This window comes from Microbulbifer sp. 2205BS26-8 (assembly GCF_030731025.1).
GTDB classification, from domain to species: Bacteria; Pseudomonadota; Gammaproteobacteria; order Pseudomonadales; family Cellvibrionaceae; genus Microbulbifer; species Microbulbifer spongiae.
Window position 1 is genome coordinate 1 of sequence record NZ_JAVAMR010000028.1, and the last position, 24530, is coordinate 24530.

Consider the following 24530-nt stretch of genomic DNA (forward strand, 5'->3'; position numbering starts at 1 on the left):
AGAGCACCTCAATCTGCCGTAACTTCGTGACAATTTCTTCCGGCTTATGATGTTTGATTCCCATGTTTAGTCCTTCGTCTCCTAATTATACGGGCGGACCACTTCAAGGGGGGTGGACCAATGCACTTAGGAGTTGAATCCATGACTTAATTGGATTATGTTATTCATCGAATACTACTTAAACAAAATAGCTAAGGTATCTCCTGTTTTATCCTGAGCGCTGTTTATTGGCACTATCGTACTGCTTGCCGTTATATTGCTGTTACGTGTACAGGGACATCATTGGCGTAGTCAAAAGGTTTTTGATGGTGTAATCGTTGAAAATTAGCATTTTCTACAAATTAATCATACAAAAATCTGTTATCTAAAAAAGGTATTTACTATGGACAGTGTTTCAACATCAGAAATCGAACTAGACAAACAACTATTTTCAGCTGAATTTATTGATAATCCTTACCCAATATATAGACAGCTAGTCGCAAAAAAGCCTATTTTTCATACAGAATGGTTTGGCGGTGCCTGGTTGGTGTCATCTCATGCGTTGGCTAGTGCAGTACTAAAAGATGACCGTTTCAGTAATAATACACTGGATTATATGAACAAGAACTTTACCGGTATTGAAAAGGAACAATTGCAAGACTTGGTTGAACATCAGACTCGTTGGATGCCCTACTTAAGAGGTGATTTGCATACAAACGTTAGAAAATTAGTGCACAGAGCGTTGGAAAATGCACTTGTTAACTATAATGAGAAATTCCATGAACTAGCTCTTTCATTGTTGACACGGCTTGTCGAACAACGAGAGTTTGATTTCATCAGTGACTATGCTTGTATTTATCCAGCCCAGGTTATCAGTAATGTGCTTGGGATGGATGATGAGACGGCAGTAAAAATAATTCAATGGTCAGATCAATACCATAGTTACATTGGCTCTAATATGGATGACTACAGCCTAGCAAAAAAAGCACTCGACGCTCTAAATGAAATGCAAAGTCACCTATATAATCTGTTGAAAAGACCAGAGAAGCTCGCTAAAAACTCGTTATTATCAATTTTTGTCAACAATCAATCTGAATTGGTTGAAACGCAGGTTTTATTTAATCAACTTACTAACTTGGTGGTAGCTAGTTACGTTAATGCCCATAACGTGTTAGGAAACGCTCTATTTACTTTGCTGAACAATCCTGATCAACTAGAGCTACTTAATTTGTCTCCTAATTACTTTCCCAATGCTGTGCGAGAATTGATCCGCTTTGACAGTTCCACGCAGATAGTGCCACGAAGAGCGTTAGAGACTTTGGAGCTTTACGGAAAAACAATTCAAAAAGGTGAGTTACTGTTTATTTTGGTGGGAGCAGCTAACAGAGACCCTGCCGTATTTAGTAATCCCGAAAAACTTGATATCACGCGAAAACAAAATCCTCATCTGGCGTTTGGGCATGGGCCGCACGTGTGCATAGGGTTACATTTGACATATGTCACTGTCGAAATCGCGTTAAAAGAATTTTTTATGAAAATTCGTGATTATGATATATCGCTGATAAGTTCCACTCGTATTCAATCGATTGCATTTAGAGGATTACAAAATCTGTATGTGTCACTAAGTAATCGCTAACTAAACGTAATCAGACCCACTGAGGTGATCCAGTTTAAATGTTAATGCATAGTGGGACGTGACTCTTTCTCCATGATGGTTTCCGAGTCCGGTGGGCGGTAGCCCAAGGCACTGTGTGGCCGCTTGGTATTGTAGTGTCTCCTCCACTCCTCAATAATAATTTCGGCCTCTTATAACGTATAGAATATTTCACTGTTCAGAAGCTCGTTTCTGAGCCGGACGAGAACCACTCGGAGCTGCAAAAATAAGCTGTACCGAGTCTTTCGTGAATTGAGGCGGGTCGAGCGCACCTTGTTTTTGCTGAGCTATATCTGCGATGAGGATTTCCGCTTTGGTATTCGCGCCGAGACAATCAAAATAGAGTCATTTCATTCCTTCATGGACTGGATTGCCTTCGGCGGCTTGGTGATTAAAAGCGATGATCCGGTTGAGCAAGCGAAATGAATGAAATACCTCGACGTTATTATCAATGCGATCATGCTGCACAACGTTGCCGATCTGACACAAGTGCTCAACGATATAGCGAAGAAAGATTTTGAAATCACGGCGGAGCTCATCACTACGCTGAGCCCTTATATCCGCGATCATATTCTCTGCTTTGGGCAACTAACATGGACGTGGACAAAAGCCAGCCCTATTGCGGCCAGAGTCCATTGCCATTTCTACATAACCGACCTAAGTGACAACTTTTCATACGTACTACGAACATACTCCTATATCGATGGTCTTGAAGAAAAGGTGGAAACTAATAGCAATGCAGGAGAGATTTTGCTATACGCTGGGCATATACCTTTGATAACATAGATATTTGTGTGTCGCTTTTTTTAAGTATAAATCGTGAGCCCCAGCTTGATCTGTATTTTACGCGTACTGGTACCGGCCAAGCTTGAATAGTACTTACGCCTCGATATAAAGCCATTGAGCAGCAAGGTGTGGATCTTCTGTTCATTCAGGTTCAGGATGTATGGACTTAAAAGTCCGAATTGCTTAGATGCATAGGAAATAGGCCACCTATACTGCCGCAGTATTGGGAGTGGAAAAGAATTTCGGTAGTTTGTTGTAGGATTATAGCAATGTTGATCTCATATACGAATACAATTTTGATGACCGCAACGGTATTGATGCTAGCCTGATGGATAATAATTGGAATGTGCGAGCAAGATGGAGTTTTAGCATTGCTTTCGAGGAGTTAATTTTATCTGTACTGACCTGGGATCATCGTACTGATGAAATTATTTTAGTCTAGAAGTAAGCGGTCGAATTGGCGATAGCTTGATGAAAACTCCCATGTTTTAGTGAAGCAAAGGCTATTTATGGTAGTGGTTATGGTTTCGAGTTTTTATTACAGCAGTTGTAGGTTGAGGATGATAAGTTGGGAGGGTGTGCAACACGAAGATTATATTAAAGTTGTCATTGAGAAATATTTTTAATCAGTAAGAGTTATCGGGCGGATAATTAAGTTATCAAATTAATCGTGCAGAATAGGTCGGTTAGATGTTTCGGTATTAAACATTAAGTGCCACCCAAATTTTTTGGGAGACCGAATTAGACGATAGATTAATAATATGCTTAATGCTGTGAAACAATCAGGAGGAATTTATTTTGCATTTGCGCATATTCGATAAAACAGGTAGTGAAACAGTTAACGATTTAGTTGAAGTTGAAGTTGAATTGACCGGTCCTGAAGAGAGCTGGTCGTATTGTGCAGAATATTTTCAATCCGAGTTGACTAATAATTTCCGAAAATTGCTGAGTTGGTACTTTGGGGATTACGAAAAGGATCACGAGCAAACATCTCAAGGAGACATGTCTACGATAGATAAGTTCATTCGTTTAGGAAAACGTATGGGGGATAATTTGCTCGGTGAGGATCATGAGCTCATTAAGCTAATTGAAATGATAGAGGAAACGGGATTTGAGCAACTACAGGTTAGTTTAGAATCTGAGCGGGTAGCGTTTTTTTCTGATTGCTGGGAAGCTCTGGTCCTCCCCGAATCAAAATTTGTGCTATCCGCAGTAGCCAAAGGATTCACTAGGCGTTTTGCAGGCTCGTCGGCTGCCTTATCTGACGTTCATTATCAATTGGGAGAGGACAACCCGCTCAAGGTTCTGCACGTAGTGTCCCGGCCTTCCGGGATTAATCAGAACTGCCGCGAAACAGATGTTTATAGCGCTTATCTTAGTGCATTGTCAATGGGAAAATCCTGTCAGTATGAAATACTCCGTGTCGATACTAAGGAAGACTTGTTGCGACGTCTCATGGCAACGGATGGTGTGCATATTGTACATTATGACGGACCTATCCAGGTTTGTAATGATGGTGCCTTTTTACTTATAGGAGAGGAAATCGTAGACTTCGCTGATTTAACGGCATCGAAGGCTTGGCTTACCAGTACAGCAGTTATCTTGGGAGCTACGGATTATCAACAGCCTAATCATGCCCATATTTGGCCGCAGAATGGTTTGGCTCGAACCGCAAAAGCGGCGAATGCGGCGGGCATAAACAATATTATCGGTTTTTCGTGTCTGGCGAACCCTTGGACCTTAACGCGCTGTATCGATGCTGTCTATCAAGGTGTTTTCTCTGGTCTGTCGCTAGGGCAATCGATTGTCGAGGCACGTAAGCGGTTACAACAACAACTCACTAGCCATACCTTTGTCGCTGCTGGGATCCCCTTTCAATCGTGGCCATTATTGGTACATTACGGACATCAGGAAGTTTTTTTCTTTGACCAGGCTAGGGCGCTGACAACTTTATTTGAGTCGGAAAGTTATGCCGATATTCGCCGTCGGATGCACGGCTTTAACAGTGAGTTTATCCCACCGTTTTTAAGTACAATTTGCGATGGGGAATTTACCCGGCTATTGCTGGCTCAAAAGGCTGGAAAAGCTCTATGGATTCGCGGTCAGTCCGGCAGTGGAAAAACCCAACAGTTGCACTTATTGGCGTTGTATCACCTAACTCACAATGCAGATTATGGATTTTTCTTCGATCTTTCCCAGTATTCTTATCATCGTGAAGATATTATCAACATGATTGCTCCCATTGTTAAACAAACTGAAAACGCTGATATCGAAGAGCTGTTGACGAAACGGCAAGTTTCCTGTCTTTTTGTTTTTGATAATGTTGGGTCTTGCAAGACGGATAGGAGTGATAGCTCAGGCGATAGAACAGATGAGTATGACATCCTAGATTATGCCAGGCTATTGGCCAGCTATGGACACCAGGTGGCCGTAACTACCTCTGCGGGAGCAGAAGTTGTGGGTGACGACAGTCGCTTTACTTGCATTGATTTGCCAAAATTGTCCATTGATGAGCAAAGGAAGCTGGTATCGGAGGTTATGCAAAAAGCCTCTATGGACGAGACTACGTTAGGGAATCATTACAAAACGGTGATGTCAGCTGTTGACGGCAATGTGTTTTTAGCGAAAAAGATATTTCCGGCTTTAGCAAAAACGGCTGCAACTAATATAAACGATAAACTTTCACACCTATCGGATCTTTCCAAGAAATACTCTGGTGACCCGGTAAAGACGTTTTGTGAATGGCAATGGCAGAATATCGATCGCTGCTGGCAACGCATGGCAATTATTCTGTCAGACTTACCGGGAGTATTGCTTGAAATGATCGGTACGGCCTTTGATAGAAGTGACAAATTTTTGCCTGCTAAAGAGTTGCTGGAGCAGATCAATAATGGCGAGAAGAAAAGCGACATGTCGTTTATGTCGATTGGAATTCCATTGTTAAGAGACTCGGGATTTCTGGTGGCTTATCCCCATGGCCATGTGATGAACGCCTATTTCGATCCGTTTTTCGATCACATGCGTGCTCAGGACTGTTTTTTTGCAAACAACATTGAGCGCTTGGAGTTGTTGGTGAGCCAAATCGTGTGCGAAGCTGTGGCTAATCTTATCCCCCATATGCTTCAACTGGAGAGGCCAGAGATTGTTCATAATCTGCTTGCGAACCGACGGCTATGGACTATCCATTTGGAACGCTTATGGTTTGCGGCTGATTTCACAGGATTTTTCCGTATGGAAACCACCTTTATACAGTTGTTAAGAAAGAAACGTTTGGAGGCTGAATTATGTGAGTGGTTGATAGACTTGATTGCTCGCACACTGAAGGATGAGGACTTTATTGGCGATTTGCATGCTTCAGCTTTGCTTCAGTTGGGTGGGCAGGCGATTATATTGAGTAGACATTCAGGCGAAGAAGTTTTTGCGCCATTAGGCCATTGGAGCGAACAGTATTTCAAATCCTTGGTTGAACGGCACGATAATCCATTACTTGAGTCTGGTGATGCCTATACGTTAAATGTTCGTTATTTAGAATTATATTATCAGCTCAGTAAAAACTGGATGAAACTTAAGGAATTGGAAGAGGCATCGTACAAACTATACTCGGAGAGTAAGGATTTTGTATCTGCCGCAGGAAGACTGGCTTTATTACTTCACTGCTCGATCACCTTGGATGAGCAGGAACAATACGATTTATATGTGAAAATACTCTTCGAATATGTTACATCCGGACGTTTGCCTAGTCAGCATTTTCACGAGATTGTGATCAAGGTGCTTGCGGAGTGGTGCAACGTTACCAACGGCAAAGCCGCTCAAGCGCTTCTAGATAGGTCAGGATCCGTCGAGGGCTTCGGACAATTTGAAGCACTCTACCAACGCATTCAAGCGGATATCTATTTCATTGAAGAGAACTATCATGATGCAGCTGTAGTGTATTGCCAAATATGGCAATCGCTAGGAGAGCGTCAACAGCTTGGGGAAATGAAATTATTTGCCCAACGCATGATACACCTGCAAGAGGAAGATAAGCTAGGGCACTCCGATTTTAACGAGATATATTCAAACTATGTAAATGATGATATCGAGACCCCTAAGCTGGTTATGCAAAAATTTGGCATAACATTGCATTGAAGTTTCACGGGTTAACAGTTTAGGGTCGAAATTGACTGGGGGAATTAATGAGAGTATTCGCAATATCCGATATGCATTTCGATTATGACATCAATGCCCAATGGGTTGACAATGTGTCATTGTACGACTTTCGGGATGATATATTGATTTTGGCCGGCGATATTAGTCATGATATTTCACGGATCAGGGCTTGTATCGAACAGTTTTCTCTACGCTTCAAAAAGGCGTTGTTTGTTACGGGGAACCACGATCTTTGGGTAGTTGGCAAGGAATGCGAGAGTTCTTTCGATAAGTTTGATTGTGTACGTCAGATTGTATTGGATGCTGGTGCCTCAATGGAACCATATCATGATGCAGGATTATCTATTGTGCCACTATTATCTTGGTACGATTATTCCTTTGGTTCCCCTTCAGAAAGGTTGTGCGAAATTTGGATGGACTATAATGCCTGCCGATGGCCCCATCATTTTGATGATAAGGATGTTAATCAATACTTTTTAAAAAAAAATGAAGCATACCTGCATATTCGTAATCAACATGTCATTACTTTTTCACACTTCCTCCCGAGAATCGATGTGATGCCTAGCTATATTCCACCCAAGTATCGGGTAATTTACCCAGTTTTGGGTTCTGATGCCCTCGATACTCAGGTAAGAGCTTTACAGGCTAACACCCATGTTTATGGGCACAGCCATGTCAATCAGAAAATTCGAATAAGTGGGGTTGACTATATCAACAATGCCTTTGGCACACCCGGTGAGGCGCACTTTACCAGTAGGGGTTTACTTTGCGTTTATGAGCATTGATATATTGCTGAACTCGGTTGTATCAACACCGATATCGATTAATGAGCTTCATTTGTGGCTAATAAGAGATCAAACGATCGACAATGATCGAACACTAAAACGTTTTAGTCGGATTATTAGTATCGAGGAAAGGCTTAAGCAGAAGAATTTCTATTTTAAAAAGCATCGTCAGCAATATTTGATAACTCGAGCACTTCTACGATATGTGTTGTCGAAATATGAAAACACCGTTTCACCATCGGATTGGGTTTTCATCTCTAATAAATATGGCCGACCTTATATCGCCAATAAGGAGGTGCCACAGAAATTGTTTTTTAATTTGTCTCATACGGATAATTGTATTGCGTTATTGGTGTCGCATGAGGAAATTGCAGGCATTGATGTTGAATGGGTGCTAAGAAAAGGTGAAAATCTGGGAATTGCAGAACGTTACTTTTCATTGAGAGAAGTGAACGACATGTTTTCTTTGCCAGACAAGGTCAGTAGGGTCGCTCGTTTTTATGACTTATGGACACTCAAGGAAGCATACATTAAAGCGCGTGGAATGGGACTGTCGATTCCTCTTGATTCATTCAGCTTTTTGTTTAATGGGACAGAGGAGATAGATATATCTTTCTCATATGGCATTGACGATGAACCAATTAATTGGAGTTTTTGGCAATTAATTCCCTACAAAGATTACAAATTATCGATTGCTTTGAGAAGAAAGCATAAAGTATCTGATTATCGAATTATTTTTCGAGAAATTGATTCCGAATGCCATATAAAAGAGAGGTGTTTCCCATTGCTCAGATATAGCGCGTTTGGCAAAAATGCTTTTAAGGAAATTGGGTCTCCGACAATATAAGGACCGAGAGTGTAAATAATTCTGTGTAACCGCTCCTGCCAGTTGCTTATTGGTAGTCGGCGAGAAGCAGCCTGCATAGCCAGGTACACCACCTTCATCGCGGCGTCGTCAGTAGGGAACACCTTGCGCTGCTTCGTGGCCTTGCGAAGGCGAGAAGATCACCGTTACCTACGAGCGCGGCAAGGTACCCAAGCAGCGCGACGAGGACTGCGTCAATGACAGCGGTCTGCGCTTCGGGGACGTGCCGGTGCAGGTGATTGAGCAGACCCCGCCGGAGTTCACAGGACCCGACGCGGACCAATATGAGGTGATCGGTACCAAGACCACCCACCGTTTGGCCCAGCAACCGGCCAGTTACGTGGTGCTGGAATATCGCCGCCCGGTCTTGAAGCGCAAGGGCGAGAATAAGCCGCTGCCCAGCCCGGCACCGACCAACGTGCTCGACAACAGCATCGCCGACGTCAGCTTCCTGGTGGGCATGTTGGTGGACAAGTTCCAGTACCATCTGCCGTTGTAGCGCCAGCACCAGCGCTTGGGACAGGCGGGGATCACTCTCAGCCGCGCCACCCTCACCAACCTGTGCAAGCGCGCGATTGAGTTACTGCGCCCCATTGCTGCGGCACAGTTGCTCAGTATCCTGCAAAGCCGGGTACTGGCCATGGACGAAACGCCAATCAAAGTCGGCAAGAGCGGTAACGGCAAATACAAGATTGAGGCTGAGGATTTCGATCTTTTGGATGGCCACTGGGATATCGAACAACGTGTTGATGAACTGCTGCAGGAAGGAGAGCTGTCACCACAGGTGTTGACGCGGCTTGCCAATGAATTAAGCGGTGGTGAGCGCACGCGCTTACACCTGGATCGCCAGGGGGTAGACCCTGGGTGGTTAAAATTTCCAATAGTGTTTACTATTGGAAATAAAAAGATTATAATTTTAAGCATCAAATTATTTCCCGGTGTTCCATGTCTCAGTATTTTAAAGCGGTTCCGCTATTTGACTCATACCGTCCATTTTTTGCCTTAAAGCGTAGCACTCTGTTTCCAGGGGATATTCCCACAGTTAAGACATTTGTCGATTCGATAGCCGATGGACCTGTCCCGGAAGCTGCTGATGACTATTGGCATACAAAGGACTTTCTCTGGAGTAAATGTCGACGATCTGAAGCAACTTACAATGCCTTTAGGAGTGAATCAGAGCGTTTTTTGCTGTGGGCCTGGTGTATTCACGGTAAATCAATTGGCTTGATGAAAAAGCGGGATATTGAAGCGTACATCGATTTCGTTGTCACTCCGCCCAAAAGCTGGATTGCCGCCCGAGTTTGCAGGAGGTTTGAATCCAAGGATGGCCAAAAGCAACCCAATAAGAACTGGAGACCATTTGTTGTTAAATTAAGTAAGGCTGAACGCAAGGAATTAATGAGAAGCACTCCAGGTACCGCTATTAAACCGGACTCTGGCAATTACGCCCTTGCGCAGAAATCCCTTAGGGAAGTGTTTTCAAACCTGAGCGTTTTATACAATCACCTGGTTGAGGAAGACTATGCTTTTGGGAACGCAATTGCAGCGGTGAAAAAGGCTTCCCCTCATTTAATCGTTGATGTATCCAATGATTCGGTTAAGCGGCTATCCGCACTACAGTGGGAGTATGTTTTAGAGAGCACCAGAACAAAGGCCGATCAAGACCCGGTATGGGAACGGCACCTTTTTATCATTGCAGCTATGAAGAGCCTTTATTTACGTGTCAGTGAATTGTCATGCCGGCCAAACTGGAATCCTAAAATGGGGGATTTTTACAGGGAGGAAAATGACTGGTGGTTTATCGTGTTTGGGAAAGGAAATAAAAAGAGAAAAGTGAGTGTACCAGTCGACTTTCTTGACTATTTACGACGTTATCGTCTAAGTCGTGGCTTGGACGGATTACCTGCGGTTGGCGAGTCTTCCCCCCTGCTCCACACGATGCGAAAATATAACCCAGGGCTAAGAGCGCGAACAATCGCGATGCTGGCCCAGGAGGCATTTGATTTGGCAAGTGATAATATGGCTCAAGATGGCTTTGAAGATGATGCGAAGGTCCTCTTGGCCACTTCAACTCATTGGCTTCGTCACACCGGTGCCTCAATGGATGTGGATAGTAGAGCGCTCAAGGATCTGTCAGCAGACTTGGGGCATGGTAAACTGAGTACGACAGATAAAGAATATGTCCACGCAGATGATAAAGAGCGTGCAGCTTCTGGAAGAATGCGGCGAGTATAGCAGGTTCAAATGACTGAGCCGTCACCAAGGCCTCTGTAAACTTTGATAATACAATCCCCTGTGAAACCGACTGTCGATTGAAGAAAAAATAAACGGACTACAGCATCAGCACCTGAGTCAGGTCAGGTTCAGTTCACGAACTTTTCCATCCAGATCTTTTTGCCATCTTCAAGCGTTTGTACTGGCGTACGGCCACAGCACTTCCTGCCTTGGTGGGTTCGTTCATTATTGTAATAATTGAGCCATTCGTCTAGATCCATCTGCAGATCCTCCAGCGAGCCATAAATCTTGCGTCGTAGTGACGGCTGATAAAACTCCTGCAGAATAGTCTTGTGAAATCGCTCACAGATACCATTCGTTTGTGGATGCCGGGCTTTCGTCTTCGTATGTTCAATCTCATTCACACTTAGATAAGGCATCTATACCTTCGAATTAAGTGAAAAACTACCGGATCTGGAGGAGCTGATGCGCTCAATCGAGGGATATTTACCGGTTTGGGAAAAGTAATACCCCCTGGAAAGTCACTAATGGCGAGGGCTCCAGAGGTTTATGTCCGTTTACGAGGGGAAATCCCTAGCAGGCTGCTGAAAAACTCGGATTTTGAATTAAAGCATCATCATCTTGAAGTTTTAGAATCAAAAAAACACTTGTTTTGTAGGCTCTGAATTTTCTGATTTTATAAGAGTTAAGGTAAAAATTTCGTTAAAGGGACTTTTTCAGCAGCCTGCTAGTACCCCATCATCAAACACAAATTGTCCCATCCGGTCACGTTCATCCCTGCTGAGCATACTCACCGCATCATACTCAATCCTGGAAAATCAATCGGAATCAATTTCCGCAGTCCAGACCTTGGTATCTTTGGCTAGAGTCGATTTTTCCGTATCCAACAGCGAAGCCCGCACATCTTTAACTATTAGGGAAACAAGCAATTCTTCGTTCTCGAAAAAATAGAAATGATCACCCTCAAAATCATGATGACAGGTGTTACCGCAACTAAATTCTTTCCATTTCCTTATGTCATGTTGCGAAATAAGGGGGTCGCAATCGGCACAAAAAGTAGAGATGGGAATGGACAATTTGACGTGTGAAGAACCCCCTCGCCAATTCTCCACAGCTTTGAGGTCGTTTCGAATTAATGGCAGAAAGGTGTCCCATAAATCGGGAAATCGATCCAGCGAATCGGGTACGCCACCGAGCCGATACAGTTCTCTTTTTAGCGCTTCATCTGCCAGCAAATGTCTTTTAAATTCAGGCCGAAATCCTGGGTTCGCTCGTCCGGAAACACCCAGCCAGATGGGCTGAGGCAAATGATGATCGCGCAATAATTGGGTGATCTCATAGGCGACCAAAGCACCCATGCTGTGCCCGAAAAAGATAAACGGCTCGTCTACATAGGGTGTGAGTTGGGACAATAAACGTTGTGCTAATAGAGGAATATCGTCAATAAGTTTGTGCTCAGCATTAATGCCTCTTCCCGGATACTCAACCAAACACACATCCCAGTTATCCGGAAAAAAAGGTACCCAGCTTTTATAGATAAAGTGTGAGCCTCCCGCGTGATGAAATATAAAAATCCTTAATGATGGACTTTTTATATCATCTCGTTGAAACAGTAAAGCATCCATATTTAACAACCGCACCCAATTCCATTCAATCCATTCATCCATGTCACAGGTGTCGACTCATCCATGTTACAGGTGTCGACCTCTCCGAATTGCCGGCCTATAATTAACCTGATATAAATTTTCCAAATTCAGGTATAGTTTCCTCACACTAAAGCAAAATAATGAAATTGCAGACAAGACCAGCGATAGCATTAAGGTCTTGTCTCCGCTCAGCACACTCATTAATGCGCTAACCAACATGGATGTCAGCATTAACAAAAATGCAATTAACGCTGATGCATGGGCGATATTATTCATTGCAAAGCCGATACACACTGTATTAATTGGCCCGACAAGGAACTCCACACCAAAATTGAACAAGCTCATACCAGCTTATCTTTTTAAGATGTAACGGAACACGCTGTGATGGGGGCAATGTTTCTGGCATCACACGTCACATACCCAACAACGCAACACCAACCAAAACAAACACCAGTATAAAAGTTGCCTTCCATTCATAGAATGCCAGTATATAGCCTCCCAAAAAAGGACCGAGCAAAGGAGACAGTGTTCTGCAAATAGATATATAAGCGAACATTTTCGCTTGAAAATCTCCCTGATAAGCTTCAGCGACCGACGCACAGCCTATGGTGGTAAAACTTGTCGCCCAACCCCCTGCAAAAACGGACAGAATAGAAACAAATTGATATCAGTCGTAAAAATGCTCCCCAGCGTTCCCGCAAGGAACACGGCACCACCACCCAACATGACAATGCGGAGCCCGAATTGCGGGCAGATAAATGTCGTTTGAAAACCCCTTCCTATATGGCAGGCGATAAGAAGGAACGCAAGTCATCGTAACGTTTTAGTGCTGTAACCTGATTTTGCTTCTACGCACTCTATGTATCTCGCTCCTATACAGCCATCTTAATCTTTCTTACCATTGAGCTGAGGTGGAAACTTTCACCGATTTCCACAAACTCAACATCCCCCAGAGAAAGAACGTAGCGTATCGAATCAAACCATTTAACCGGACTAATAACTTGCTCAGCCAAAATGGTGCCTACCTGCTGATCCTCATAGGGTAAAGCCGTGGAGTTGGCAATAACTGAAAACTGTAGAGGCGCATATTCCTGTGAACTGATCTCCTGTCGGTATGCCTCTGTCGTTGGGACCATCGCAGAAGAGTGAAACGCACCACTAACATCCAGTTCTTTTGTCATCATTGCTCCGGAATCATCCATAATCCTGGCAAACAAACTCACTTCATCCGCGCGTCCCGCAACGACTGTTTGCTCAACAGTGTTATAGTTAGCCACTTCCAATGAAGATAATCCGGAGCGTTTCATTAAAAAGCGGATTTTTTCCAGGTGCATTCCCACAACTGCAACCATTCCCCCGCCATTGGCTTTTGCCATAGCTTCTGCCCTTTTCTTAACCAACATCAGGCCTTGAATAAAATCAAAGACACCGGCAGCATGTAACGCATTGTATTCCCCCAGGCTATGTCCCATTGCAATATCAGGCTTGCCCTGCTCTTCCAGCACGTTGAAATAATTAAATGCATTTACGGTGTAGATGGCGGGTTGAGCGTATAAGGTGTCGCTAAGCTTCTCATGAGAGCCCAGTAAACAAAGGCTCTTGATGCAATACCCCAATACTTCACTGGCGCTTTCAGTAAGATCTTGATACTGCTCAAACAGCCCCTTACCCATACCTACCTTCTGAGTGCCTTGTCCGGCAAATAGATAGCAACGCATTCTTCTTTTCCTTCCCGTTTAATAGAATATATTTACTGTAAAATATTCAGTCCTGTTAGTTTCTCCGCGAGGTACTCAGCATTGCCTCCCATCATCATGGAGACATGATTACCCTTGGAAAAAACCACCATAAGATCCACACAAAGCCGCTCCCATCCCATGCCTGCTGGCCTGCTCGTCGCCGAGGTCTTGTTGTAGAGCACTTACCAAAACTGTTTTGCCGTCATAAGGATAAGCCTGATACTTTTCGACTTCCGTTAGACTTTTACGAAATAGCTGAAAAGGATTCGCGCCGCCGTCGTTACGTATCCACTCGCTAACTTGTGCCAGCTGGTCGATATAACCGTCCTTGACACTATTGGCTTCGTTGGCATTTCCGTTACCGGCCTGAATCACCTGGTTGAGAAAACTGTTTTCCGCAGAGGTATCTGTTACCTTTCCGGCTGGCACCGCACAGTCAATTAACAGCAGCGCCTCCACGCATCGTCCTAAAAAGGTCAGTTTCTGAGCACAGGCATAAGCGATAACACCGCCGCCAGACAAGCCTCCTAAAACAAGGTTCCCTGATGATTGATAGGTATTAATGAGAGCCACGTAGTGATCTGCAAGGGATTCCACGCTATTCAAAGGCGTATCATTGTCAAACAATCGCGTTTCGCAAGTGCCGACAATTGAAGCAGCAGACAAGCAATGTCCCACCAGAGGTTTTGTGGAGTTGATATAATATTTTCTATTCGATTGGAAGACCATGCCAATGGTTTCTGCTTCTACCGTATCACCGACTTTGGAACCTGAACCATGCGCATTAACATACTGCATATCCGACGCCCTCAGCCCGGCATCATATAAGGCAGTATTCATCGCTCTTACCTCATCCTAATGAGGGCAGAGGAAGCCCTCAGGCCACCGCCAGCGATGCAGTGCGTCGAAGCACTGTTCCTCCGTACCGTACTGCTTGAGGAACTCAGTCAGACTGATACCTTTCTGAAACTGTACTTTGTTGCGGGTCATGGCAGATCCCCTTACAGATCAACAAGATAACTGTATTTATATGTAGTCATGTGTGGCTTAGCAAGAGTAGTAATTAGGAAACAATATGAAGGTGGCTCGACAGTGGATATTTTTGATTTAGCGTTTCCAGCAAAATAATAGTGGATTCCACATCGACCGTCCTCGATTCTATGACCGTCACATCCAGCGTTTCTGTATTAATCACACCATGCAAATTCAGCCTCAGGCGACCCGAATTAGTCTGCAATTCGCGTTTCTGACCTTGCTTTATCCAACTATAAGCCACCATCGTATTATACTCCGGGTGTAGGGCTGCTCTTTCTTTTATTACCCGATCACCCCTGCGCATCAAAACCTGTTTAATAATGCCCGAACACTCGGCATAAACCCGTACCACACCTGAAGCTGTCTCCAGCCAACTGGTTACGCTTTCCTTACGAGCATAGTGGCTGCTGACAAGCCAGATAATAACGGCATCCACCCAGCGCAGTAGCAATGATAAAATGGCGGTGTGTGAAAGGCGAGGCAGGAGCAGAATCTCATCGTGAAAGCGATCTGCCTGTCTTTCCATGACTTGCTGATGGAACAATCCTAACACACACAATCCTTTCATGATTACAATGTGGCATGTTTATATAACTTTTTGACACTTATTTCAAGTAATGAAATTACACGTTATTAAAGTTACCCCGATGTATGTATATGCACCTAAATATCATGCTAGCCCGGATTTTGCACGGCCAGCTTCACACCGCAGCATTTTATGCTTTCGGCCTGAGCGGAGCTGGAACTGCTGGCTCTTGCTGGCAATTTATCCTCTTTGAACAGGTTTTGTTCGATCCAGGCTGAGCTGGACACAACTTCCCCTTACCCCGTTATTTGTCTGTGCCGGGAGCAGCACGTCAAGACTCTACGTCGGCACCAAACAGGTAGCCAGCTTGCAGAAGATTTCTCTGTCAGGAAGCAATGTCGGCAGCAGGAAGCGAAAGCTGCCGTTGCGGCTATTGCCGGAGTCGTGCTTGCTATAGCCGAGGTGCTCTTCAAGCTCAGCACTCAAGGCAGCCTCAACCGTCATCTTTACGAGCTTCTGGGTGAGGGTGTTGAGGTCAGCCTCGGACTTGATGCCCTTGGCCAGTTCGGTGGCATGCGCTTGCAGCTGCTGTTCGAAATCCTGATTATTCATGGTTTTGCTCATGGTATTCTCCGGTTCGGAGTACGGAGGCATGAGCAGTTACACAATTTAATTTACACTCTCCCCGACTCAGAGACGAGCTTCTAAACGGTGAAATATTCTATACGTTACAAGAGGCAGAAATTATTATTGAGGAGTGGAGGAAGCATTACAATACCAAGCGGCCACACAGTGCCTTGGGCTACCGCCCACCGGCCCCGGAAACCACCGCGGAGAAAGTGCCACGGCCCACTATGCACTAACATTTAAACTGGACCAACTCGGTGGGGCTAATCAATGGGTTTTAACCCCTCACAGTTGATCTTTCTCATTCGATTGAAATGTGGCCATATTAAAAAATGCTGGTAATCAAGAAATATTTTCTAGTAGCCCCTAACACTGGATTCGAAAACATTTGTTGCTCTCGGGTGGATCTTTCCTTTTTCCTCGCAGCTGTAGCTTCTGCAGACTCTCGATAGTATTTTTCGGCTTTTGATGGTGTTTCGCCAGGGAATCCTGTTTAGCTTGGACTGGCGGGAGTATTTGAATCCAAACTTTCAGTTTCCCCAGGAAATCTATCTCAAAGTGTAAACCCCGGGTTTGATCAAAATAATACGGTTATTCTGCTCGCATCGCATAGTACCCAAACTTTTTACACCGCAAGATTCATAAAATTTTAACTTCGGTGTCATTTTTCTCCCAGAGAATAGCGCCGCATTCACTTTCATCACAAAACTCAGCGGAAAGCGATAGACCATAACCGCATCCATAGTCGTTTTCTCAGGCCGCTTCACAATGAGGAGAATTATATGAAATCGTGCTCTTTTCCTTGCAGGCTCTTGTCTGCCGCAGTGATCTCGGTGATGGCTGTTGCACCTGTGACCTTTGCCCAGGAAACCAGCACGGCGATCCGCGGTAGCGTGACCGGTGGCGATGGCCAACCTGTGGATAATGCCAGGATCACCGTCATCCATACCCCCTCCAATAGCCGCCGTGAAATCCTTTCCAGTGAATCCGGCCGCTTCAGCCTCAACGGCCTGCGTGTGGGTGGCCCCTACAGTATCCGTGTGGAATCCGATGAGGACGAACAGGTCCTGAATGACATCTACCTGACTTTGGGGGCCCCTCTCACTCTGCCTATCGATCTGGGCAATGCAGACCTTCAGCCGAACGACATTGAGGAGGTGGTCGTATTCGCCGATGCCGAGGTCTACACCAACCGCGGTTCCAGCAGTGTATTCGGCGAAGATCAGATCGCCAATTCGGCCACGTTCAACCGTGACCTCAAGGATGTGATCCGTTCCAACCCACTGGCGGTTGTCAGCCCGGATGGGGTGGAACTGAGCATCGCCGGTACCAATCCCAAGTACAACTCAATCACCATCGACAGTGTGGGCATTAACGATACCTTCGGTCTTCAATCCAATGGCTACCCGACCAACCGCCCACCCATTTCCCTGGACGCGGTGGGGCAGATTTCCATTTCTTATACGCCCTTTGATGCCCGCAAAGGAAAATTCAGCGGTGGCAACATCAATGCCGTAACCAAATCCGGCACCAATGAGTTCATTGGCAGCGCCTTTTTCGAGTCCGTCCCCTGGGCGGGAACCGCTCGAGACGACAGGTTGACTGATGACGGCTCAGTAACCGAGTACGATATCGATAGCGAGGAGGAAACCTATGGCGCTACTTTCAGTGGCGCATTGATTCAGGACAGGTTGTTCTTCTTCACTGCCTATGAAAAATGGGAAGAGGATGTCGTATTCAATTACAATCTGGACACATTGGAAGGCCACGATGTCGATCCGGATGAGTTGTCGCGTGTGCTGAGCATTATGCGGGATGTCTATGATGTGAATGATTCAGCGGGCTCGGCGCCGAGCCCGGACAGCGATAAAAAGCTGCTGGTAAAACTGGACTGGAATATCAGTGACAATCACCGGGCTGACTTCACCTATAGCAGTCAGGAAAGTCGCGCTGCTCGCAATTATACCGACAGCGATAATACGCTCAACCTGTCGTCCAACCTTTGGAGCCAGGCACAGGACAATACCTTCTACACTGCACACCTCTTCTCCGACTGGAGCGACGGCTTCAGCACAGAAGTCAACTTGTCCTATAAAGAGTTTGAACAGGCTTCCCTGACCAACTCCAACTGGGGCGAAGTCAATATCAGAACTGTCAATGGCACCATCGTTGCCGGCCAGGATGAGAACCGTCATGCCAACGAACTGGCTAATGAAGTGCGGAATTTCGGTATGCACGGCATCTACATGGCCGGTGACATCCAGTATCGTTTTGGTGCGGAAATTGAAGATACCTGGAACTATAACCTCTACGGCCGCGACGCCGCCGGTACCTGGAGCTTCGATAGCATCGACGAATTCGAAAACCGTCAAGTGGCCAGTCTGGAGTATGGCAATGCCTATACCAACAATATCCAGGACATCGCCTACGACGTAAATGGCATCACTTACACCTTATACGGCGACGCTACTCTGGAGCCCTTTGCCGGCTTTGAACTGGTTGCCGGTCTGCGCTACGAAACCCTCAGTATTGACAGTGCGCCCAATCGCAACAGAAATTTCGAAGAAACCTACGGCTACACCAATACGGAAAACCTGGATGGCCGTGATATCTGGTTGCCGCGCGTCGGCTTCACCTGGATACTGCGTGACGATCTGACCCTGCGTGGTGGCGTCGGCCGTTACAGTGGCGGCATACCGCTGGTGTGGGTCGCCAATGCCTATACCAACGACGGCATTACCAAGGACTCCGTCTACCTCACCAACCTGAACCCGAACGTCGCGGACTTTACCAGAGTACCACAAGTAGCCATGGACGCCTTGGCGCCAGGCACCGGCAGTACCAACAGCATAGATCCGGATTTCGAGCTGCCTTCGGACTGGCGCTACCAGCTGGCCGCCGACTACGCCTTTGATATTCCCGGCCTGGGCGAGAACTTTAACTGGACCAGCGAGTTGACCTATGTGGAGCGGGAAAATGCTGTTTACTGGCGCGACCTGTCACGGGTGGACAATGGCAAGCGCGTCGGAGATCGTATCATCTGGGACAATATTTACGCCGGTACCGAGTTCGAGGGCAATTACGACCTGGAGTTGACCAATGTGGACAGCGGGGGTCGCAGCATTACCTGGTCCACGGCCTTGAACAAGGCGTTTGATAACGGCCTCACTTTCAATTTGTCCTATACCCACCAGGACATTACCGAGGTTAATCCGGGCACCAGCTCTACTGCGGAGTCTAACTATCAATTTGAAGTGGTGGAGAGTCGCGGCCTGCCGCTGGAAGGTACCGCCTATTACGAGATTGAACACCGTTTTGTGCTGAACCTGGGTTATCGGCAGGAGTTTGTGCCAGGTTATGCCACTAACGTCAATCTTTTCCTGGAGCGCCGTTCCGGGCGTCCCTTCTCCTGGACACTGGGTGCCTTCAGGGACGATGATCTCGGTGACCAGCCGAGCTTTGATGATTCGGACATCTACCTCCCCTATATTCCCTCCGGTGCCGACGATGCCACAATGGACTTCGAAAGCGGCCTGAGTTATGCGGAAATTGTAGCGATTGCCCAGCAGGCGGGTGTGGCCGGCTCCGCCGGAGGCTTTGTTGACAAGTACTCCGACACCATGCCTTGGGTAACCACCATGGATCTGGCCATTACTCAGGAAATACCCGGCTTCCTACCGGGACATCGCGGTATGATTTACCTGACCATAGACAACTTCGCCAATCTGCTGAACGACGACTGGGGCAAGGTGTACGATCTGGAATTCCCGCAGCAGATCCTGTTTGACTACGACGTGAACGAAAACGGCCAGTACATCTACTATGAGCCCTTCGGTGGTCTGAATCCCAACAATTTCGAACGCTTTCAGGTTGAGCAATCCACCTGGCGTGTGAAACTGGGGCTGAAATACACCTTCTGATTGCCGTATCGTATCGGAAGCCTTCAGAGCCGGTGCTCAACGCCGGCTTGTTATTTACTGACGCGGGATAACCGCTTTGCAGAAGGCGCAATCAGTGAAGTATACGGGAGCAGCTATGACCACGCAGAAACAATATCGGCAGGGTATGCGCTTTTGTACAACACTCTTGGCAACAATGTTGCTGTGGTTTGGTCTTGCGTACAAGGTACACTCAGCGCAAGACAATTCAACCATCTGCCTGACCCTGTTGCACACCAACGACAACCACGGCCGCTTCTGGCACAACCAGCACGGCGAGTATGGTATGGCCGCGCGCAAAACGCTGGTTGAACAAATCCGCGCGGAGGTCGCGGCCGAGGGCTGCTATACCTTACTGCTCTCGGGCGGCGATGTGAATACCGGCGTACCGGAATCCGATATGCAGGATGCCGAACCAGATTTTAAAGGCATGAGCCGTATGGGCTACGACGCCATGGCGGTCGGCAATCATGAGTTTGACAACCCGCTTGAGGTCATCAGGAAACAGCAGCGCTGGTCGAGCTTCGACTTCCTCTCGGCGAACATCTATGACAGCGCTGGTGAGCGGCTGTTCAAGCCCTACAAGATTTTCGACAAAGGGGGGATACGTGTCGCCGTTGTTGGCCTGATCACCCAGTCCACCGATAAAATTGGCAACCCACAGTACGTGAAAGCGTTCAGTTTTGTCCTGCCGGAAAAGGAGATGGGGCGGCTGATGCCAAAGCTGCAAGAAGAGGCCGACCTGGTCATTGCGCTGACCCATGTGGGTCACGACATACATTCAGTTGGTACCGACGTCGCTCTCGCTAGGGCGGTGGATGGTATCGATATCATTGTGGGCGGCCATTCCCAGCAACCGGTGTGCACCGATAGCCGGGGCGAACTGGTAGCAAATTACCAGCCGGGCGCCCCCTGCAAGCCCGACTTTGAAAATAATACCTGGATAATGCAGGCGCATGAATGGGGCAAATACGTCGGTCGGGCGGACTTTATTATCGGCAAGGACGCCGTTCAATTGGTTGACTACCGCCTGATACCGGTTAACCTGAAAACACCTCAAAGCAATAAACAGGCGTTCGTGCAATCCAGAATCAAGCCCGACGAGGATCTGCAGGCCTTTCTGCAGAAATTTCAGAATAAAGGCGGTGCTGCCCTGCGCAAGGTCATTACTCGCGCCGAGCGGACCTTTGATCGCCGTGACAAACGCGCATTCCCCAACGTCAGCCCACTGGGCAGCCTGATTACCCGAGCATTCAGGGAGTTTACCCGTGCCGATATTGCCATCACCAACAGTGGCGGCATTCGCGATAACCTGTATAAAGGTGACGTCACCGTCAAATCGCTGATGCAGGTGATGCCCTTTGCCAATACCGTGGGCTATGTGGAACTCGATGGCAGGGAGCTGCGCCAGTACCTGGAGGCTATTGCGCTGTTGCCCCGCAATGAGCGAGGAATTCAGTTTAGCGGCATATCCTTGACCGGCGATGGTAATCTCTCTATCGGCGATGACAAGCGGCCCCTCGACCCCGACCGGGTCTACCGGCTGGCCACCAACAGTTTTCTGGCGGCGGGCGGTGACGGCTATCCGCCCCTGTTGGGCATGCCCACTTACGTAGATAGTGGCGTTGTGGATTTCACCACAGTGCGGCAACTGCTGGCAGGGCGCGAAAGCATATCCCCTGAGGAATTTTGACCGGTACAGCGCGCCTGCATACATCTTCTCTAGTCGGTGATTTTCATGCCACTTATAAAACTGATACCACCCTGGCCATGTGCACGGTAGAGCTGGAGAACCGAAGCGCCTACACCGGTTTGCCTGAGAATCGCTAGTATCTGGTTGCCGGTATAACAGCTTTTTACTGCAGAATGTCCTGAGTCCAGAATACGAGACAACATACTTTCACTTTTGTTCGCTTCCGGAAAAATCACCAAGAAGCCCGCATCACAGATAGTGTCTCTATGGTAGGTATGGCAATATCGCCATTGATTCCCGATTAGCGTTAGTTTTATAAGCAGTGAGGGTGGGTGAATAACTCAGGTCTTTAGAGCAGTAGGACCCAGGATATACGAATGAGTGGCGTTGATTAATCAGCGCTCGATTTGCGTTGGCACCACCGAAGTCGCCGTGAAGCGGTGACTTCGGTGGTGGTGTCCCCTTTAGAGACTGCCGCCACAGTTTCACCTCTGAGTGCTTTTGTTAAAGCTTGGTCCAGGCATCTTGCCAGTGCATACTGCTGCCTGGTGCATACACGGCGTTTGAACACCAGCCAGTATAAGGCCATGGCTTGCACTGATACAAAGCACTGTCGCTGCCGGTCACGATTTCGCCCGCATTGTAGCTGGTATTTCTGTCGTACAGTGGATACTCACCCGGAGGACTGGTATCGCCGCCAGCTTTAACAACAAAATTGGTATTGTAGTTTATCGTTTTGCCAGTTGCAGTTGTACCTGTCACCTCTAGTGTATAGAGACCGGCCTCTGCATTATTGATGATCAGTGGTAGGTTCGCGGTGCTGGCAACCGATAGGTTGTGATTGCTGACCGCAGTGCCACCCTGATCAGTAATTCTGACCTCCAGATCCATCGCTTGGTTGACAGCAACGTGCACAGACAGGTTTACCCTGCCATTGTCCACAGTGTACTCAGCAGCAACAGCTGAAACGCTTATCTCTGCATCAGACGCTGGTTCATTACCGTTGCCGCAAGAGCTGTCGGTCACCTCACGCCACACCCCCCATTCTCCGGTGGTTCCAGGCTCCTCACCCCTGGTCCACCAGCCACCCACTGAATACCGCTGTGAGAGACGGCATCACCTTGTACATAAGTGACATTGGATTTCCAAGGGCTGGCACAGCTAGAGCCGTCGGACACAGTCACTTTCCGCTCAGCAGTTACGGTTTGGCCCGCACTGTCGGTAACAGAATAGGTGAGTGTGTATACACCAGCAATGGCTGAATTTACAAAACCAGACACCTGTACGGCAGCTGTCAAGTCACCGTCTTCAGCATCACTGGCAGTAATATCGCTCATTGCATCAAACGGAGTATTTAACAGGATAATCGTGCTGGCAACACCGAAAAGCTCCGGCTTTAGACTATACACTTCGACGGAGCGAACAACAGAAGTCGTATTATTGTCACTATCTGTTGCATGATAAGTGAGTGCATAGGTACCAATGGTATGGGTATCTACATAGCCATCAACCCGAATAGTACCAGTGAGATCACCATCTTCAGAATCCCTGGCACTCACGCCCGCCAGGGTATCAAATAAACGTCCCTGCAGAGTACGGGCATTCTGAACCCCTTTAAAAATAGGCTTGCCTTCCACTGGTGGTGGCGGGGCCGGTGAGTGACTGTGGATAAAGGGGCCGTAGTCTTTGATAAACTGTTCGTTATAGAGATTACCCGATGCATCGGTGCCCATATCCCAATTGATAGACCAGGTCATGACACCACGGAGGCCCTGACCCTGTGAATTAAGGCGCCCAAAAGCGTTGTACAGTTTTTGGGGATCTTGAACAAAACCGGTAGCTGCCGCATCATTATTGGAAGGAATACCGAACACCAGCTTGTCGTGTGGAATTTTGTGGAAGCCGCGAGTGCCGTTTACCAGAGCGTCTGAAATGTAATAAATGAATTCCTCTTTCAACGCATCGTTATTCTGGGCAATCCAGCCAACACCTTCAACCCAGATACCATCTCCACCCTGATTGTAAAACTGGGGGTTAATCCAGTCGTAGTAGCCTTCTAGGTGTTCAATATAGGGCACATACCTGCCACCGGTGGTCAAATAAGGAAATTCAGGTGCCATAGTGATCAGAAAGTTCTTACCCTGCGCCCTGTAGTGGTCTTTAACAATACGTAATGCAGCTGGAATCACGGTCTGATTATCCGCAGCGGTGATGGCTGCTTGTTCCAGGTCGATATCCAGGCCATCAAAACCGTAGCGATCAGTCAGGCGGATGATTTCATCTGCGAAAGGCTGTTCGTCACCTGCCCTTAATTCAATATGAGCATCCGCTCCGCCCAGAGCGATCAGAACCGAACGCCCTTCGCCGTTAAGCTTGCTAATCTGATCAATAAACTGCTGTTCTGAAAGGCCAATGCTCAGGTCCAGCTGAAAGGTGGGAATACGCCCGGCAGAGGTATTGAAAACTTTCATGAAAGCAACATTCACCACATTGTACATCGGATCGATTTCATCTAAGGTGACACAAGGTGCATTTCCTCCCTGGTATCCTCCACCATCACACCAGTTGTGCCAGTATCCGACCACAACCCTGCTGGCTGGGTTGACCATGGCAGCACTGTTGACCTGTGCCGTAGCGCCTATCGCAATAATTGCTGCAGAAAAAGCAATTTGTAAAAATTTTTGTTTGAACATAGATTGGAACCCTGATGGTTAATAACGTCCAAAAGGAAAGATGACACCAGCAAGAAACTGATAGTATCTCACCCTCTTTTGCCTGCCTATCAAGCGTGGCGTGATTAGTGAAGCTTCAATACGCGGGGACCTGCCTTCTCTGTGCCATTTATCAGCTCCCATTGCCCGCAGTGGAGTGAC

General features: G+C 47.0%; 15 protein-coding genes and 6 pseudogenes. 10 read left to right on the plus strand and 11 right to left on the minus strand.

What is annotated here, in order from left to right:
* Positions 1–382: 382 nt before the first annotated feature.
* Entirely contained in the window at positions 383–1615 is a 1233-nt protein-coding gene (locus tag Q5Y71_RS10675) for a cytochrome P450 (protein ID WP_306042155.1), read from the plus strand.
* A gap of 41 nt (positions 1616–1656) precedes the next feature.
* On the opposite strand, the pseudogene Q5Y71_RS10680 reads toward Q5Y71_RS10675, so the two are convergent.
* Positions 1657–1833: pseudogene (locus Q5Y71_RS10680) on the minus strand (integrase core domain-containing protein); the annotation flags it as partial.
* Here Q5Y71_RS10680 and Q5Y71_RS10685 point away from each other — a divergent pair.
* The 6 genes and pseudogenes from Q5Y71_RS10685 to Q5Y71_RS10715 all read left to right on the plus strand — a co-directional run bounded on the left by Q5Y71_RS10685 (position 1826) and on the right by Q5Y71_RS10715 (position 10453).
* Positions 1826–2419: pseudogene (locus Q5Y71_RS10685) on the plus strand (Tn3 family transposase). The pseudogenes Q5Y71_RS10680 and Q5Y71_RS10685 sit on opposite strands and share 8 nt — an antisense overlap.
* A 798-nt stretch (positions 2420–3217) precedes the next feature.
* Complete coding sequence (locus Q5Y71_RS10690) at positions 3218–6547, plus strand: hypothetical protein (protein WP_306042156.1); 3330 nt, start codon at positions 3218–3220, stop codon at positions 6545–6547.
* A 47-nt stretch (positions 6548–6594) separates the two neighbouring features.
* Complete coding sequence (locus tag Q5Y71_RS10695) at positions 6595–7353, plus strand: metallophosphoesterase (RefSeq protein ID WP_306042157.1); 759 nt, start codon at positions 6595–6597, stop codon at positions 7351–7353.
* Complete coding sequence (locus Q5Y71_RS10700; RefSeq protein ID WP_306042158.1) at positions 7343–8200, plus strand: 4'-phosphopantetheinyl transferase superfamily protein; 858 nt, start codon at positions 7343–7345, stop codon at positions 8198–8200. Before Q5Y71_RS10695 ends, Q5Y71_RS10700 begins: the two co-directional genes overlap by 11 nt.
* Before the next feature lie 145 nt (positions 8201–8345).
* Positions 8346–8909, plus strand: a pseudogene (locus Q5Y71_RS10710) (transposase); the annotation flags it as partial.
* A 254-nt stretch (positions 8910–9163) separates the two neighbouring features.
* Complete coding sequence (locus tag Q5Y71_RS10715; RefSeq protein WP_306042159.1) at positions 9164–10453, plus strand: site-specific integrase; 1290 nt, start codon at positions 9164–9166, stop codon at positions 10451–10453.
* Positions 10454–10581: 128 nt separating this feature from the next.
* Here the strand turns inward: Q5Y71_RS10715 and Q5Y71_RS10720 are convergent.
* The 8 genes and pseudogenes from Q5Y71_RS10720 to Q5Y71_RS10750 form a co-directional block, all read right to left on the minus strand.
* Positions 10582–10866 (minus strand): annotated as a pseudogene (locus Q5Y71_RS10720) (integrase core domain-containing protein); the annotation flags it as partial.
* Between the two features lie 405 nt (positions 10867–11271).
* Entirely contained in the window at positions 11272–12120 is an 849-nt protein-coding gene (locus Q5Y71_RS10725; protein ID WP_306042160.1) for a thioesterase II family protein, read from the minus strand.
* A 391-nt stretch (positions 12121–12511) separates the two neighbouring features.
* Positions 12512–12751 (minus strand): MFS transporter, encoded by a 240-nt coding sequence (locus Q5Y71_RS17560; protein WP_371877027.1) that lies wholly within the window; start codon positions 12749–12751, stop codon positions 12512–12514.
* Between the two features lie 220 nt (positions 12752–12971).
* The gene (locus Q5Y71_RS10730; protein WP_306042161.1) at positions 12972–13817 is read right to left on the minus strand and encodes an ACP S-malonyltransferase; all 846 of its coding nucleotides are present in this window, start codon (positions 13815–13817) and stop codon (positions 12972–12974) included.
* A gap of 108 nt (positions 13818–13925) precedes the next feature.
* A complete protein-coding gene (locus Q5Y71_RS10735; RefSeq protein WP_306042162.1) occupies positions 13926–14678 on the minus strand; it encodes a thioesterase domain-containing protein in 753 nt (250 codons plus the stop codon).
* Between the two features lie 21 nt (positions 14679–14699).
* Positions 14700–14828, minus strand: a pseudogene (locus Q5Y71_RS10740) (transposase); the annotation flags it as partial.
* A 73-nt stretch (positions 14829–14901) separates the two neighbouring features.
* On the minus strand, positions 14902–15426 hold the full coding sequence (locus Q5Y71_RS10745; protein ID WP_306042163.1) for a hypothetical protein: 525 nt from the start codon (positions 15424–15426) through the stop codon (positions 14902–14904).
* A gap of 312 nt (positions 15427–15738) precedes the next feature.
* Entirely contained in the window at positions 15739–16023 is a 285-nt protein-coding gene (locus tag Q5Y71_RS10750) for a hypothetical protein (RefSeq protein WP_371877026.1), read from the minus strand.
* A 62-nt stretch (positions 16024–16085) separates the two neighbouring features.
* On the opposite strand from Q5Y71_RS10750, the pseudogene Q5Y71_RS10755 reads away from it, so the two are divergent.
* The 3 genes and pseudogenes from Q5Y71_RS10755 to ushA form a co-directional block, all read left to right on the plus strand.
* A pseudogene (locus Q5Y71_RS10755) lies at positions 16086–16262 on the plus strand (transposase); the annotation flags it as partial.
* Between the two features lie 546 nt (positions 16263–16808).
* On the plus strand, positions 16809–19946 hold the full coding sequence (locus tag Q5Y71_RS10760; RefSeq protein WP_306042164.1) for a TonB-dependent receptor: 3138 nt from the start codon (positions 16809–16811) through the stop codon (positions 19944–19946).
* Positions 19947–20061: 115 nt separating this feature from the next.
* Entirely contained in the window at positions 20062–21657 is a 1596-nt protein-coding gene (gene ushA, locus Q5Y71_RS10765; RefSeq protein WP_306042165.1) for a bifunctional UDP-sugar hydrolase/5'-nucleotidase UshA, read from the plus strand.
* A gap of 504 nt (positions 21658–22161) precedes the next feature.
* On the opposite strand, the gene Q5Y71_RS10770 is transcribed toward ushA, so the two are convergent.
* Positions 22162–22683 carry a hypothetical protein gene (locus Q5Y71_RS10770; protein WP_306042166.1) on the minus strand — a complete coding sequence of 174 codons (522 nt, stop codon included), beginning with the start codon at positions 22681–22683 and terminating at the stop codon, positions 22162–22164.
* Positions 22680–24350, minus strand: a complete 1671-nt coding sequence (locus Q5Y71_RS10775; RefSeq protein WP_306042167.1) for an immunoglobulin-like domain-containing protein — start codon at positions 24348–24350, stop codon at positions 22680–22682. Before Q5Y71_RS10775 ends, Q5Y71_RS10770 begins: the two co-directional genes overlap by 4 nt.
* Between the last annotated feature and the right edge of the window lie 180 nt (positions 24351–24530).

Coding starts and splice junctions, on each gene's coding strand:
- Q5Y71_RS10715 (WP_306042159.1), top strand. CDS start 9,164: ATGTCTCAGTATTTTAAAGCGGTTCCGCTATTTGACTCATACCGTCCA.
- Q5Y71_RS10695 (WP_306042157.1), top strand. CDS start 6,595: ATGAGAGTATTCGCAATATCCGATATGCATTTCGATTATGACATCAAT.
- Q5Y71_RS10725 (WP_306042160.1), bottom strand. CDS start 12,120: ATGGATGAATGGATTGAATGGAATTGGGTGCGGTTGTTAAATATGGAT.
- Q5Y71_RS10735 (WP_306042162.1), bottom strand. CDS start 14,678: ATGAATACTGCCTTATATGATGCCGGGCTGAGGGCGTCGGATATGCAG.
- Q5Y71_RS10730 (WP_306042161.1), bottom strand. CDS start 13,817: ATGCGTTGCTATCTATTTGCCGGACAAGGCACTCAGAAGGTAGGTATG.
- Q5Y71_RS10775 (WP_306042167.1), bottom strand. CDS start 24,350: ATGTTCAAACAAAAATTTTTACAAATTGCTTTTTCTGCAGCAATTATT.
- Q5Y71_RS10750 (WP_371877026.1), bottom strand. CDS start 16,023: ATGAGCAAAACCATGAATAATCAGGATTTCGAACAGCAGCTGCAAGCG.
- Q5Y71_RS10760 (WP_306042164.1), top strand. CDS start 16,809: ATGAAATCGTGCTCTTTTCCTTGCAGGCTCTTGTCTGCCGCAGTGATC.
- ushA (WP_306042165.1), top strand. CDS start 20,062: ATGACCACGCAGAAACAATATCGGCAGGGTATGCGCTTTTGTACAACA.
- Q5Y71_RS10675 (WP_306042155.1), top strand. CDS start 383: ATGGACAGTGTTTCAACATCAGAAATCGAACTAGACAAACAACTATTT.
- Q5Y71_RS10700 (WP_306042158.1), top strand. CDS start 7,343: ATGAGCATTGATATATTGCTGAACTCGGTTGTATCAACACCGATATCG.